Here is a 14129-nt window from a genome sequence, read left to right as displayed (position 1 = left end):
TTTTTCGCTGAGGAAGTCATTGACACTGTGGTTCAGACACGCCGCGCCGTTGGTTTGACCGCGGGTAGCAGATCAGGTAAAGTCAACCCTTGGTGTGCGTTAGGCAAAATCAACGCAAATGCCAAGATTTTCTGAGTGCGCTGGCCATCCGGTTCGTGCAATGCAGCAAATTTCCAAATTCGGAGCCTTTGGGGCTCCCCAGAGATTGGTACGTAAAGTGGTTTACGCAGTTGTGCGCGCCGGAGGGCGGCAGGAGAAGGTAGAGGTCGGTACCATCGTGACGATGGACCGAATCAAGGCTGACAAGGACGGCAACGTCGAGCTGGCCGCCGTGCTTCTCGTCGACGGCGACAAGATCACCTCTGACGGTGCGTCGCTGGCCAAGATCACGGTCACGGCCGAGGTTTTGAACAACCTTCGCGGTCCGAAGATCGTCATCCAGAAGTTCAAGAACAAGACCGGGTACAAGAAGCGTCAGGGGCACCGTCAGGAGCTCACTCGCGTTCAGGTTACCGGCATCGCCTAGGCCTGAGGAGACAGACAGATGGCACACAAAAAAGGTGCGAGTTCCACTCGCAACGGTCGTGACTCAAACGCCCAGCGCCTCGGCGTGAAGCGCTTCGGTGATCAGGTTGTCGGAGCGGGCGAGATCATTGTTCGCCAGCGCGGCACGCACTTCCACCCCGGCGTCAACGTCGGCCGTGGCGGCGACGACACGCTCTTCGCTCTCAAAGCGGGCTCCGTGCAGTTCGGAGCCAAGGGCGGCCGTAAGGTCATCAACGTCGTTGTAGCAGCCGAGTAGGTTTCCACAGCACAGCACTTTTCAGTGCAGCGTAGGGCGGGCTTCGGTCCGCCCTTACGTGTTTGTCCGTTTCATAGCACCGTGTTTTGAAGCATTTTTGCGCCACCTGAAAGGGGCACTCCATGGCAACATTCGTTGACCACGTGACGCTGCATTTACGAGCGGGCAACGGAGGAAACGGATGCGTCTCGGTCAAGCGCGAAAAGTTCAAACCCCTCGCCGGCCCCGACGGCGGTAACGGTGGCGGTGGCGGAGACCTCGTTCTCGTGGCTGACCCAAGCACGACCACCCTGCTCGGCTACCACCGTTCGCCGCATCGCAGCTCCGACAACGGCGGCCCCGGAATGGGAGATCACCGCAACGGCCACAACGGTGAGATGCGCGAACTGATGGTACCCATCGGCACCGTGGTCAAAGACGTGGAGGGCAACCAGCTCCTCGACATGAACGAACCCGGACTGCGCCTCATCGTCGCGCCCGGTGGCCAGGGCGGGCTCGGCAACGCTGCCCTCGCCTCAACCAAGCGCAAGGCCCCCGGCTTCGCCCTGCTCGGCACACTCGGCTGGGAAGGCGACGTCTACCTCGAGCTCAAGACCGTCGCTGACGTTGCGCTCGTCGGGTACCCCTCCGCCGGCAAGTCCAGCCTGATCGCCGCCATGAGCGCCGCTCGGCCCAAGATCGCCGACTACCCTTTCACCACGCTGCACCCCAACCTCGGCGTCGTCGAGTCGGGTGATTCGCGCTACACCATCGCCGACGTTCCCGGTCTGATCGAGGGCGCGAGCGAGGGTAAAGGCCTTGGCCTCGAATTCCTGCGTCACGTCGAACGCTGCACGGCCCTGCTGCATGTTCTGGACTGTGCCACGCTCGAGCCCGGCCGCGACCCGATCAGCGACCTTGACGTCATTCTTGGCGAACTCGACGCCTACCCGGTACCTGATGGCCAGAAGCCGCTGCTGCAGCGCTCCCAGCTCATCGCCCTAAACAAGATCGACGTGCCCGAGGGCCGCGAGCTGGCCGCCTTCGTCAGGGCCGACCTCGAAGCCCGCGGCTACCGCGTGTTCGAGATCTCCAGCGTCACCCACGAAGGGCTCAAGCAGCTCAACTACGCCCTCGCCGAGGTCGTGGAGCAGGGCCGCGCCGAGGCCGCCGCAGCCGAGGCGAAGAAGCCGCGCATTATCATCCGTCCCAAGGCCGTTGACGAGGGTGGCTTCGTTATCAGGGTCGAGGGTGGCACCTTCGGCAACATCTACCGCATTCTGGGCACGAAGCCGGAACGCTGGATTCAGCAGACCGACTTCACGAACGACGAGGCCGTCGGCTTCCTCGCCGACCGACTCGCCAAGCTCGGGATCGAGAACGAGCTGTACAAGTCGGGCGCCATCGCGGGTTCGACCGTCATCATCGGTCCTGGCCACGGTGTCGTGTTCGACTGGGAGCCCACTCTCACCTCGACCGCCGAGCTCATCACCGCGCCGCGCGGCACCGACGCTCGCCTCGACGAGCCTAAGCGCCGCACCAGCAACGAACGCCGCGAAGAATACTTCGGCCGCATGGACGCCAAGTCCTCCGCCCGCGCCGAACTCATTCGTGAGCGCGAAGCCGGCATGTGGCAGACCGGTGAGGAAGAGTACAACGAAGACGTGCGCCTCGCCGACGTGGAGGTGACGGCCGATGGGGCGGTCGCTGCCGCCGACACCGCGCTGACCGACGCGCTGACAGAAAATGAGGCAGACATCGACGACGCCGAACTCGAATCCGAAGCCGGCGGCGACACAACGGAAGAAGTACAGAAGTGAGTGGCTTAGCCAGAGATAACGTAGCAGGCGCGAAACGCGTTGTTGTTAAGGTCGGATCCTCGTCAATCAGCGGTGAGAATTCCGACCAGATCACCCCCCTCGTTGACGCCCTGGCCGAGGCGTACGGTCGCGGGACCGAGGTGGTGCTAATTTCTTCGGGCGCCGTCGCCACCGGCATGCCGTTCCTCAACCTGGAAGAGCGACCCAGCGACGTCGCTACCCAGCAAGCGGCGGCCGCCGTCGGGCAGAACGTGCTGATCTTCCGCTATCAGGAAAGCCTGGACCGCTACGGCATTGCGGCCGGCACCGTGCTGCTCACGGAGGGCGACGCCCTCAAGGAGCCGCACCGCAGCAACACTCGCCGTGCACTGGAACGCCTGCTCGACCTGCGTATCCTGCCCGTTGTCAACGAGAACGACACCGTGGCCGTTTACGGTTTGCGGTTCGGCAGTAATGATCGCCTCGCGGCGCTCGTCGCGACCCTCATCCACGCTGACCTGCTGATCATGCTCAGCGATGTCGACGCGCTGTACACGAAGCCGCCGCACCTGCCGGGGGCGGAGAAACTCGACTTCATCGCTGCTGATGACCCGCTCGATGGCTTTGAATTCAGCTCCAGCGGAGCAACCGGCGTTGGAACCGGGGGAGCGAGCACGAAGGTCGTCGCTGCCCGCCTCGCCACCAAAGCCGGCACGGCCGTTCTGGTGACCTCAACTGAACTGGCCGCCGCCGCGCTCCGCGGCGAGCACGTGGGCACCTGGTTCGAACCGACGGCCAGCGAAGAACGTCGCGCGCTGCTCTGACCCGGCTGCTCTGATCCGGCTGCTCTGATCCGTGGGTGCGGGTCGGCTGCGCTAAACTGCCGATGGTCGCATCGCGCGTCCATAATTCGTGGCGGAGGGCCAGTTGCTTGTGGGGTTGCGCGTCGTCGATGGTTTCAGCGTGAGTGTGCTCAGCCGAAGAAGCATCTTCCAATGAGGGTGCACTCGCAGCAGGTCGTTCGTTCCGCGGCTCGCATTGTTGTCAAAGTCGGTTCCTCCTCTATCAGCGGTGAGAACGCCGGGCAGATCGCACCGCTCGTCGACGCCCTCGCCGAAGCGCACGGGCGCGGCACCGAAGTCATCCTGGTGTCATCGGGTGCGATCGCGATCGGCATGCCGTACCTGCAACTGCAGGAACGACCCACCGACCTGGCCACCCAGCAGGCTGCGGCATCCGTTGGCCAAAATCTTTTGATTTTTCGGTACCAGGACAGCCTCGACCGCTATGACATTGTCGCCGGCCAGGTGCTGCTCACGGCGAGCGATCTCGACAACGCCACCCACCGCGGTAACGCCCAGCGGGCGATGGAACGCCTGATGGCGCTGCGTATCCTGCCGATCGTAAACGAGAACGACACGGTGGCGACGCACGAGATTCGATTCGGTGACAATGACCGGCTCGCCGCCCTCGTCGCTATTCTGATCGGCGCCGACCTGCTCGTGCTACTCAGCGACGTTGATGCCCTCTACACCTGCCCACCGCACCTGCCCGGCGCCGAGCGCATCAACCATGTCGCCTCCGGTGATCCGCTCGTGGGTATGGAATTCGGCGCGACCAAGGTCAACGGTGTCGGCACCGGGGGAGCGAGCACCAAGATTTCGGCCGCCCGGATCGCCGCTCAGGCCGGTACCGCTGTGCTCGTCACCGCAACCACGCTGGTAGCCGAGGCGCTGCGCGGCGAACCGGTTGGAACCTGGTTCGAACCATCGGCCGCGCCATCAGCCCTCCGCTTGCCCTAGCAACCCGAAATAGTCCCTGACCATCCCCTCCGGTAAACTGGAGGGCATGTTGCAGTCACTGAACGATGTCGCCCAGCTCACGCCCACCCTCGAGGCTGCTCGTACGGCCTCTTTGTCGCTCGCTTCGGCGCCGACGGAAGTTAAGAATATAGCGCTCAAGCTGGTCGCCCAGTCGCTGCGCGACCACGTCGATCAGATCGTCACGGCCAACCAGATGGATCTCGCCGCCGGGGCCACCAACGGTCTCAGTGACGGTCTGCTCGACCGTCTCAAGCTCGATGCGCCCCGTATCGCAGCACTGGCTGATTCCGTCGAGCAGATCGCCTTACTCACCGACCCGGTCGGTCAGGTCGTGCGCGGCAGCAGCCTGCCCAACGGCATCAAGATCAGCCAGGTGCGCGTTCCCTTCGGCGTTATCGGCGTTATTTATGAGGCTCGCCCCAACGTCACTGTCGACCTCGCCGCGCTCGCGCTGAAGAGCGGCAATGCGGTGGTGCTGCGCGGCGGCTCTGCTGCTGAGAACAGCAACCGCGTGCTCGTCGACCTCGTGCAGGCTGCCCTCACCGCGGCCGGGCTCAATCCTGACTCGGTGCAGACCATCGATCCCTTCGGCCGGGCCGGAGCCACCGAGCTCATGAAAGCGCGCGGCTACATCGACGTACTCATACCGCGGGGAAGCGCGAACCTCATCCAGACCGTGGTGACCGAGTCCCAGGTGCCGGTTATTGAGACCGGCGCGGGCGTCGTGCACGTTTTTCTCGACGAGACGGCGACAAAACAATGGGCGATCGACATCGTGCACAACTCCAAGACCCACCGGCCGAGCGTCTGCAACGCCCTTGAAACTCTGCTCGTGCACCGCAGCGCTGCCGAACGGCTGCTTCCCGATGTGCTGGCCAAGCTGGCGGCATCCGGTGTCACGATTCACGCGGATGCTCGCACGCGCGCGCTCTATCCCACCGCGGTCCCGGCGACCGATGACGACTGGGGCACGGAATACATGAGCCTTGACATCTCGGTGGCGATCGTGGATTCGCTCGACGAGGCGATCGCCCACATTCGGCGCTATTCCACGGGACACACCGAGTCGATCATCACCAACGACCTGCAGAACGCCGAGCGCTTCCTGAATGAGATCGATTCGGCCGCGGTCATGGTCAACACCTCGACCCGGTTCACCGACGGCGGCGAATTTGGCTTCGGCGCCGAGGTCGGCATTTCCACCCAGAAGCTGCACGCCAGAGGGCCGATGGGTTTGCCCGAGCTGACCAGCACAAAGTGGATCGTACGCGGCACCGGACAGGTGCGGGCCTAGGTGCGGGCCCAGGTGCAGTCAGATGCTGGGGTCCGGCTAGAATAGGGCGACGGCGTGAGCCGTCAGGCCCGCGACCCGTCGCAGCCACCTCAAGCCGCGCCTGACCGGTGCGGCCCGTGAATGGAGAACCGATGTCTTTTATGAGTGCCGTGCTGACCGAGGTCGAGCACATCGCCCTTCCGTTGCCGCTCATCGTCTACCCGATGGTTGCGGCCGTGCTGTTTCTGGCCCTCGGCGTCGTTCTATGGAGCTTTCGCGAGGTCGCCAACCGCCACAGTGGCAAGGCTGACGCCTACGCTGCCGCGCACGGCGGACACGGCGGTACGTCCACCACCGGTGGCCACTAGAAGCCTGGTTTTTACGTGACAGTTCGGCGGCCGCGCATCGGCGTGATGGGCGGAACGTTTGACCCCATTCACCATGGGCACCTCGTCGCCGCCAGTGAGGTCGCGCAGAGCTTTGACCTCGACGAGGTCATCTTCGTGCCGACCGGGCAGCCGTGGCAGAAGAGCGGCGTGACCAGGGGCGAACATCGGTATCTGATGACCGTTATCGCGACCGCATCCAATCCGCGGTTCACCGTGAGTCGGGTTGATATCGACCGGGTCGGGCCGACTTACACAATTGACACGCTGCGCGATCTGCACGAGGAGCGTCCGAACGCCGAGCTGTTCTTCATCACCGGAGCGGATGCGATCACCCAGATTCTCGGCTGGAAAGATGTGCGCGAACTCTGGCTGCTGGCGCACTTCGTCGCTGTGAGTCGTCCGGGCCATGAGCTGAGCGTTTCGGGTTTGCCGAACCAAGACGTAAGCTTATTAGAAGTTCCGGCACTGGCTATTTCGTCCACTGACTGCCGGGCACGGGTCAATCGGGGATTCCCGGTCTGGTATCTGGTCCCCGACGGGGTCGTCCAGTATATCTCAAAGCATCATCTGTATCGGAGTGTGGCATGACGTTGGGAGACCCTCAGCCGCTCAGCCGACGTCAGGCGCGCGAACTCGCCCGCGACCACGACGAAGACGGTGCCGTGGCACACGAGGACATTCCCACCCTTGAGGTTCCCGCGCTGGCACCGGCCGCGCTTCGGCCGGCCGCCTTCACCCCGTCATCCTCCCCGTCGTCACGGCATTCGAACCCGCACCACACCATTCCGGAGGCGGACGCACCGAGCGAGCAGGCGCAGCCTAACGACCCCACCGCCCCGGCGACTCCCGCCGCGGCCGATCCTGCCCCGCTGGCTCCGGTTTCTGCGCCGCACACCCTGAGCCGCCGGGAACTGCGCGCCCTGCACGCGCGTGAGGAACTGGCGGTGCCGGACGTTTCCGACGCTGCGCCCGCTGACGCTGAGCAGGTCGAGGCCGAGCTGATCGAGCCCGAACCGACGGAGTCCGCCGCCCCGCTCGTCGAATCCGAGCAGATGTTTGCCGAGCCGATCGTAACCGAGCCGACCCGTTCGGGCGAGCAGCCATCCAACGCGGATGCCGCCTGGGCGCGGCCCATCGGGCACTGGTCCGTCGATGAGGATGCTCCACGGGTCGAGCGGGCACAGTCCGATCAGTCCCTCGACGAACTGATCAACCGCGGTATCGGGGCCGGTGGCATACCAATCACCACGAATGCGCTGATTCTGCCGTCGATTCCCCACCAGCCCAGCAACGCGAGCCCGATCTCCAACACCGGCGAAATCATGATCACCGGGTCATTCGACCTGCCGCGCAGTCTCGGCTCGACCGGCGCCCACCCGAACCTGTTTGATTCGTCGGAGATGGACCACATGATGGACCAGCTCGATGCCGATCAGCTGGGCGGGGACTCGGCCCCGGTCAGCGCCAGTCGTGCGGTCAGCACCCACGCTTCCACGCGGGGAATGTTGACCCCGCCGAAGAAACAGCGCGCGTCGCTTCCGATGATCCTGGTCATAACAACGGCTGTTCTGGCTGTCAGCGTTCTGGCGCTCTTCGTTATTGGCTACCTGTCGGGCGCCTACTAGTGATCTCCGGTCGGTGCTCCACCCTCTTCTGCTTCGCGAGCCCGTGTGGCTCGCCTACTTTCCTTCCCGTTAGCATCGCTGCGAGCGCATTCACGCCCCGCGGCACAATCTCAAGGATTCATTCATGACCACTTCACCTCACGCCCTCGAGCTGCTCTCCATCGCCGTTGCCGCCGCCGATTCCAAGGGAGGAGAAGACCTGGTAGCCCTCGACGTCTCGAACCCGCTTCCCCTGGCCGACATTTTCTTTATCGTCACGGGGCGCTCCGAGCGTAACGTCGTCGCCATCGCCGGTGAGATCGAAGACAAACTGATCGAGGCAGGCCACAAGCCGCTGCGCCGCGAGGGACGCGCTGCCGGCCGTTGGGTGCTCGTGGACTTCGGTGACCTGGTCGTGCACGTCTTCCACGAGGAAGAGCGTCAGTACTACTCCCTCGAGCGCCTCTGGAAGGACTGCCCGGTGGTCCCGACCGGTATCCCCTCCAAGGTGACGGCAGAAGTCGCTGCCGAAGTGGTCTCCGATGAGGTCGGGGAGTAGCTTCGGTTTCGCAGATCACATTCTGTGTTGTAAGCTAACAAAGTTGTTTCGGAGAGATTCGAAACAACAATCTGGGTCCGTGGCGCAGCTGGTAGCGCACCTGCATGGCATGCAGGGGGTCAGGGGTTCGAATCCCCTCGGATCCACAGATAGTGGTGATCAAACGGTCATTCCAAAACCCAATCAAGGGATTTGGAATGACCGTTCGACGTTTATTCGACACTTTTTGCTCTCGTACTCACGTTTCTCGAATGGCCTCGAGGTGTTCCCGGGCGGGTTCGGAATCGCTTGCACACCTCGTAGGTATGATTACTGAAACTTTTCCTTCCAGCGACTTCGAATCGGTTCTTTCTATCTCCGATCTGGCGGCGCGTCTCGGCGTCCCCATCCAGACGATCTACGACCTGCGCCATCATGGTCGCGGTCCACACGGCTTCCGTATCGGCCGCGAGGTGAAATTTCGGGCGTCCGAGGTCGAGGCGTGGCTTCGTCGTTTGGAAGAAGAAGACGAACTGCGATCGCGGGTGGGGCGAGGGTAATGGCTGGTCGCCCTCACACGGCTATTGGCACGTACGGGCAGATCAGCGTTCGCCGCCAAACCGGCCGGTGCCGTGTTGCCGGACGTTACAGGGATGCCGATGGGCGCCTGCGGGTAGTAACCGCACGCGGCAAATCTCAATCCGCAGCCAAGGCGAATCTGAAATTGCGACTGCTGAATCGCTCCGGCTATGGAAAGTCCGGGATGCTCTCGCTCAGCAGTTCCTTCGGTGACCTAATGGCGCTGTGTCTGGCAGATCTTGAACTGCAGGACCTTGTGGAGCAAACCAAAGAGAACTAACGCGACGATATCGGCCTGCATGTGCTGCCCGCGTTCCAATACTTCACATTGGGGGAGATCACGACCGGTCGCGTGGAACGCTTTCTGAAGTCGGAACTGGCCGTGTCGTACTCCCGGGCGAAGCATTCGGGAACCTTGCTGAATCTCCTGTTCGGTTTCGCGCTGCGCTACGACGCGATCCCACGAAACTCCGTCGAGGGCACCTCGCAGCTGAAGAAGCCCAAAGGCACTCCGGAGGCGTTGACCTTGAAACAGATCGCGGCCATCCGCCACGCGGCAGCGACCTGGCGCACCGGCCCCGACGTTCTCGGCCCAAAACCCGACGGGCAGGTCCGGGACATTCTGGAAATACTTCTGGGATCGGCGCTCAGGATTGGCGAGGCCCTCGCTTTGCGTCCGTGCGATGTTCATGATCCTCCGCAGGGCATGGTGATCGAGGTGACCGGCACGGTCGTCTTAAGGACCGGTCACGGTGCTGGGCGTTAGCCCCACCCCAAAACTGAGCACTCGATTCGCCGCATTGCTTGATACTCGGAGAAAGGCGGCCCCTCATGGCGACGATTGATGATCTGCCCGTTCATGTTTTCAAAGCGGCTGTGGCTGCCGACGCGGGCCTCGGTGCGGGAGAGTTGCGTCGGTTTCGCGAGAGCGGTGCCATCGACCGCATCGGCAGAGGCTTGTACCGCAGGGCCGATCTTCCGCCTGCGAACCTGGACTTGATCTATATCGCCGCCCGAAGGCCGGATGCGACATTGTGCCTCACGAGTGCATTGGCGCACCCTGGGCATCATTGATGCCATCCCAGCGCGAATAGATAGTGCACTGCCTCGCGGCGCCCGGTTCCCGCGCACTGAGGCCCCGGTCGCCTGGCACCATGTCGATTCGGAGACATTCATGCTCGGGCGCACCGAAGTGCCCATCGACGGAACCGACGGGACCATTGGCCTGTACTCGCCGGAACGTTCCATCGTCGATGCTTACCGGCTTGGCGGCCGGGACGGGTATGAGATCGCCCCGGAGGCGTTGACAAATTGGCTCCGCAAGGGCGGGTCCCACCCGGCCTCCCTGATGGCCATCGCCCAGCTGTTAACGCCGACCGAAAATAGGGCCAGTATCGCCGATTGAAAACAGGGCCACCAGCCACTATGGAGGGTGATCAATATGGATGATTGGGCGAAGATACGCCAGCTGTTTTCAACGGGCCAGCACTCGAAGCGGGAGATCGGCCGGTTGGTCGGAGTCTCTCGAGGGACGGTCGATCGGGCGTTGGAAGCGGACCGGCTCCCGAAGTACCAGCGGGCGTCGACCGGGTCGAGTTTTGACGCGTATGCGGCGCAGGTTCGGGTGTTGTTGGCCGTGACACCGCGGATGCCGGCCTCGACGTTGGCAGAGCGCGTCGGCTGGCTGGGGTCGGCATCGGTGTTCCGAGACAAGGTCGCCTTGATTCGGCCGGAGTATGTCCCACCGGACCCCGCCGATCGGCTGGTGCACGAGCCCGGCCGGCAAGTGCAGTGCGACCTCTGGTTCCCGCACGAGCCCCTGCCGGTGGGCCATGGCCAGGAGGGCACGCCGCCGGTCTTGGTGATGACGTCGACGTTCTCCGGGTTCTTCCAAGCGATCATGTTGCCCTCGCGGACCACGTCGGACCTGCTCGGCGGGATGTGGTCACTGCTGCAGGCAGCTGGTGCGGTGCCACCCCGATTGACCTGGGACAACGAGACCGGCATTGGGAAGGGCAAACTCACCGAACGCACCGCCGCTTTCGCTGGGACCCTTGGCACGGAGATCAAGCTGCTCAAAGCCCGCGACCCGGAGTCCAAGGGCATGGTCGAGCGCCGCAACCGGTTCTTCCGGTCCTCGTTCATGCCGGGGCGGCACTTCGCGTCGCCGCAGGATTTCAACGAGCAGATCACTGACTGGCTGCCGCTGGCCAACGCACGTCATTCCCGGTCCCGGCGGGCACGCCCAATGGATCTGATCGAGCAGGACCGCGCGGCGATGCGCCCGCTGTCGCCGGTGCCGCCGGACGTGCTCTTTCGCAACACAGTGCGCTTGCCGCGTGACTACTACGTCCGGGTGCTCTCTAACGACTACTCCGTCGCGCCGGCGATGATCGGCCGGCTCGTCGATGTGACCGCAAGCCTGGACACGGTCAACGTCACCCACAACGGGGTGAACGTCACATCACATGAACGGGAATGGGCCCGCACGCTGACGGTGACCGACTCGGAGCATGTCGCGCAGGCCGACGTGCTGCGGCGCCAGTTCCAATCGCTGCGGCATCACCGCCCCCAACCGGTGGTCGCGTTCGTCGAGACGGCCAGCCTGGCCTCCTACGACCGGCTGTTCGGCGTCGACACCGGCCCCGACCTGACCGACCTGGACGTGTTCGCATGAGCGGCACCGCGGCCTCACAGATCGAGTACTACGCCCGGGCGCTGCGCGCCCCACGGATCGGCGACGCGTTCCGCCGCCTCGGCGACCAGGCCCGCGACTCCGGCTGGTCCCACGAGGAATACCTCGCCGCGGTCCTCTCCCGCGAGGTGTCCGAACGCGAAGCATCCGGCGCGGCGCTGCGGATCAAAGCGGCCCGGTTCCCCGGCCACAAGACCCTCGAGGACTTCAACTTCGACCACCAACAAAGCGCCGACCGGAACCTGCTCGCACACCTGGGCACGAGCACGTTCGTCACCGAAGCGAAGAACGTTGTGCTCCTCGGACCGCCCGGCACCGGCAAGACTCACCTCGCCGTCGCGCTGGGCGTTCAGGCCGCCAAGCACGGCCACCGCGTCCTCTTCGACACCGCTACCGGCTGGGTCGCTCGACTGCAGGAAGCCCACTCCCGTGGCAAGCTCGCCGCAGAACTCACAAAGCTGCGCCGATACAGCGTGCTCATCTGCGACGAAGTCGGCTACATTCCGTTTGACCAGGACGCCGCAAACCTGTTTTTCCAGCTCGTCGCCAGCCGTTACGAACATGCATCTCTGATCCTCACGAGCAATTTAACCTTCGGCCGGTGGGGCGAGGTCTTCGGTGACCAGACCGTCGCCTCCGCCATGATCGACCGGATCGTGCACCACGCCGACGTTCTCAGCCTCAAAGGCGTCAGCTATCGACTCAAGAGCCACCAGCCCGCCGCTGATACGGCATAGTAGAAAACACAGATAGTGGTCCTGTTTTCAAACGGCACTATTGGCCCTGTTTTGGCTCGGCGTTAACACCAGCAGCTTCCCCGAGCGAGCGGCCCGCTTCGCCAGGCCCTGGAGCTGCTGTCGTGGGCTGAGCTGAGCTGAGCACGCTTGTGGTCCGTCATATGGGCGGCGCGTGGCATATCTCTGGCAAACCCGTCCGCTGCACTGGCGTATGGATGGCGCTTGCTCGCGCTTAGTTGGCGCGGAGACCGCGCAGCGCGAGCTCGACGAAGCGTGCCGAGGCGGGCATCTCATTCCCGGGCGAGTAGGCGATCACTCCCGCATTCCCTTGGAGGATAGCGAGCACGTCGCCCAAAGTGACGTCGTGACGCAGAATTCCGGCGTTGGTGGCGTGCTGAGCGATAGAGGTGAACATCGAGCCGATGTGTCCTGCAGGATCCGTCAGTGTTGCGGCGCTCACGCTTTCAGCGATCGCGCCCGCAAGGCCAGGGTGCAAGGCCTGATGAGCCGCGCACGTGCGAATCGACGTGGTGAATGCCTCCCAGGGGTCGTTTGCTGGAGCGGAGTCGGTAGCTGCTTCCTGCATGCCTGAAAGCTCCTCAGCGATAATTTCGCGAAGCAGGTGGTCTTTCGTAGGAAAGCGGCGCTGCGCTGTGGCGAATCCGACACCAGCGCGCCGCGCAATTTCGGCCATCGAGACGTCAAGTCCGTCGCTGGCAAATGCCGCGCGCCCGGCGTCCAGTATCTGCTGGCGGTTGTGCGCGGCGTCCGCTCGCAGTCGACGTTTGGCAACGGCCATGGCCTGCCCTTTCTCTTCAGCGGACGATACCGGTGGGGGACACCCGTAAGTGGTAACCCCTGTCCAGTTACATGCTATCGTCTGCAAGTGGAGAGGCCACGCCACTTAGTGGTCAAATAAAGCAAGGAGCACATCATGGAGAGCATGCGGGCAGTCCTGTTCAATCAATACGGCAACCCGGAGGAACTCTACCTGGGGACTCTTCCGATGCCGGAGGCACGAGCAAGAGAGGTCCTTGTGCGAGTCGACGCCGTCTCAGTCAACGGCGCGGACCTGTTGCTTCGGTCGGGCAAGCTCGGTCTTGTCGCCGGCCGTCGTTTTCCGAAGCAACTAGGAATCGATTTTGCCGGAACACTCGTCGCTACAGGTCCCGGAGCCCATCTTGGCGGACTGTCCATCGGCGACCAGGTCTGGGGGACGGTCGATGAAAAGGGAGGGCCCCGCTCGCTTGCCGAGTTCCTGAGTATTCCCGCTATCCAGATCGCGCGGGCACCGAATAATTTGACTTCCGAGGAAGCGGTCACGCTCCTCGCTGGCGGCACGACCGCCTATACCGGTCTCGTGGAAAAAGCAGGCGTGCAGCGCGGTGAGCGAGTGCTTGTACGAGGCGCGGCAGGTGGCGTCGGCAGCGTGGCAGTGCAGCTCGCGAAGATGCTCGGGACACACGTGACGGCGCTCGCGGGTGCGTCAAGCCAAGAATTCGTGAGGGGGTTGGGAGCTGATGCGGTGTACGACTACCGGGTAACGCCGTGTGAGGAGCTGGGCACGTATGACGTCATCTTCGATGTGCACGGGAGTGACCTGCTCGCGTTTCGCCGGCTGCTGGCGCCGGGCGGAAGAATGGTGTCGATCGCTTTCGACAAGGAAGCGCCAATCCGCAGCCTCGTGACCATCGCGGCCAGCGCTGCTTTCGGCGCTCGGCGCATCCGCTACTTCCGGGGCAAGCCTGAACGACGCGACTTCCAGCGGCTCACCGCACAGGTCGAGCGAGGAGAGATCCGCTCTGTACTCGATCGCGTCTTTCCGCTGGCCCGTTCCGCGGACGCACATGCCGCACTTGAAACCTCCGGCGTACAGGGAAAGATCGTCATCTCGATCGCGAAGTGAGTCTC

18 protein-coding genes and 1 tRNA gene are annotated in these 14129 nt (G+C 63.6%); 18 read left to right on the top strand and 1 reads right to left on the bottom strand.

All coding sequences use genetic code 11. The features are described 5' to 3' along the window. Positions 1 to 217 precede the first annotated feature (217 nt). The 17 genes from rplU to istB all read left to right on the top strand — a co-directional run bounded on the left by rplU (position 218) and on the right by istB (position 12218). The gene (gene rplU / locus QMK31_RS02395) at positions 218 to 526 is read left to right on the top strand and encodes a 50S ribosomal protein L21 (protein ID WP_283499337.1); all 309 of its coding nucleotides are present in this window, start codon (positions 218 to 220) and stop codon (positions 524 to 526) included. 18 nt (positions 527 to 544) lie between these two features. Further along, entirely contained in the window at positions 545 to 802 is a 258-nt protein-coding gene (gene rpmA, locus QMK31_RS02390; RefSeq protein WP_283499336.1) for a 50S ribosomal protein L27, read from the top strand. A 122-nt stretch (positions 803 to 924) separates the two neighbouring features. Then, positions 925 to 2601 carry a GTPase ObgE gene (gene obgE, locus QMK31_RS02385; protein WP_283499335.1) on the top strand — a complete coding sequence of 559 codons (1677 nt, stop codon included), beginning with the start codon at positions 925 to 927 and terminating at the stop codon, positions 2599 to 2601. Beyond that, complete coding sequence (gene proB / locus QMK31_RS02380; RefSeq protein ID WP_134501575.1) at positions 2598 to 3404, top strand: glutamate 5-kinase; 807 nt, start codon at positions 2598 to 2600, stop codon at positions 3402 to 3404. Before obgE ends, proB (QMK31_RS02380) begins: the two co-directional genes overlap by 4 nt. A gap of 171 nt (positions 3405 to 3575) precedes the next feature. After that, a complete protein-coding gene (gene proB / locus QMK31_RS02375) occupies positions 3576 to 4382 on the top strand; it encodes a glutamate 5-kinase (RefSeq protein WP_283499334.1) in 807 nt (268 codons plus the stop codon). 46 nt (positions 4383 to 4428) lie between these two features. Then, positions 4429 to 5697: a glutamate-5-semialdehyde dehydrogenase gene (locus QMK31_RS02370; protein ID WP_283499333.1), complete on the top strand. Its 1269-nt coding sequence runs from the start codon at positions 4429 to 4431 to the stop codon at positions 5695 to 5697. A 131-nt stretch (positions 5698 to 5828) separates the two neighbouring features. Then, positions 5829 to 6044, top strand: a complete 216-nt coding sequence (locus QMK31_RS02365) for a hypothetical protein (protein WP_283499332.1) — start codon at positions 5829 to 5831, stop codon at positions 6042 to 6044. A gap of 15 nt (positions 6045 to 6059) precedes the next feature. Continuing rightward, complete coding sequence (gene nadD / locus QMK31_RS02360; protein WP_283499331.1) at positions 6060 to 6653, top strand: nicotinate-nucleotide adenylyltransferase; 594 nt, start codon at positions 6060 to 6062, stop codon at positions 6651 to 6653. Beyond that, positions 6650 to 7690, top strand: a complete 1041-nt coding sequence (locus QMK31_RS02355; protein WP_283499330.1) for a hypothetical protein — start codon at positions 6650 to 6652, stop codon at positions 7688 to 7690. Before nadD ends, QMK31_RS02355 begins: the two co-directional genes overlap by 4 nt. Positions 7691 to 7814: 124 nt before the next feature. Next, a complete protein-coding gene (gene rsfS, locus QMK31_RS02350) occupies positions 7815 to 8228 on the top strand; it encodes a ribosome silencing factor (protein ID WP_283499329.1) in 414 nt (137 codons plus the stop codon). Between the two features lie 73 nt (positions 8229 to 8301). Next, positions 8302 to 8374: transfer RNA gene (locus QMK31_RS02345), tRNA-Ala, on the top strand. Between the two features lie 159 nt (positions 8375 to 8533). Further along, positions 8534 to 8767 (top strand): helix-turn-helix transcriptional regulator, encoded by a 234-nt coding sequence (locus QMK31_RS02340; protein WP_283499328.1) that lies wholly within the window; start codon positions 8534 to 8536, stop codon positions 8765 to 8767. Positions 8768 to 9114: 347 nt separating this feature from the next. After that, positions 9115 to 9552 carry a site-specific integrase gene (locus tag QMK31_RS02335; protein WP_283499327.1) on the top strand — a complete coding sequence of 146 codons (438 nt, stop codon included), beginning with the start codon at positions 9115 to 9117 and terminating at the stop codon, positions 9550 to 9552. A gap of 65 nt (positions 9553 to 9617) precedes the next feature. Continuing rightward, positions 9618 to 9860 carry a type IV toxin-antitoxin system AbiEi family antitoxin domain-containing protein gene (locus tag QMK31_RS02330; RefSeq protein ID WP_283499326.1) on the top strand — a complete coding sequence of 81 codons (243 nt, stop codon included), beginning with the start codon at positions 9618 to 9620 and terminating at the stop codon, positions 9858 to 9860. Positions 9861 to 9960: 100 nt separating this feature from the next. Then, entirely contained in the window at positions 9961 to 10191 is a 231-nt protein-coding gene (locus tag QMK31_RS02325) for a hypothetical protein (protein WP_283499325.1), read from the top strand. A 27-nt stretch (positions 10192 to 10218) separates the two neighbouring features. Then, complete coding sequence (istA, locus tag QMK31_RS02320) at positions 10219 to 11463, top strand: IS21 family transposase (RefSeq protein ID WP_502852273.1); 1245 nt, start codon at positions 10219 to 10221, stop codon at positions 11461 to 11463. Then, positions 11460 to 12218, top strand: a complete 759-nt coding sequence (gene istB / locus QMK31_RS02315) for an IS21-like element helper ATPase IstB (RefSeq protein WP_283499323.1) — start codon at positions 11460 to 11462, stop codon at positions 12216 to 12218. Before istA ends, istB begins: the two co-directional genes overlap by 4 nt. A gap of 232 nt (positions 12219 to 12450) precedes the next feature. Here istB and QMK31_RS02310 read toward each other — a convergent pair whose 3' ends face one another. Continuing rightward, complete coding sequence (locus QMK31_RS02310; RefSeq protein ID WP_283499322.1) at positions 12451 to 13017, bottom strand: TetR/AcrR family transcriptional regulator; 567 nt, start codon at positions 13015 to 13017, stop codon at positions 12451 to 12453. Positions 13018 to 13152: 135 nt separating this feature from the next. Here QMK31_RS02310 and QMK31_RS02305 point away from each other — a divergent pair, with 135 nt between their 5' ends. After that, positions 13153 to 14124, top strand: coding sequence for an NAD(P)-dependent alcohol dehydrogenase (locus tag QMK31_RS02305; protein WP_283499321.1), 972 nt, complete (start codon positions 13153 to 13155; stop codon positions 14122 to 14124). Positions 14125 to 14129 lie beyond the last annotated feature (5 nt).

The organism is Cryobacterium sp. PH31-O1 (genome assembly GCF_030063455.1).
Taxonomy (GTDB): Bacteria; Actinomycetota; Actinomycetes; order Actinomycetales; family Microbacteriaceae; genus Cryobacterium.
The sequence above is the reverse complement of the archived record's forward strand: the minus strand, read 5'-3'. Positions and strand labels throughout refer to the sequence as shown.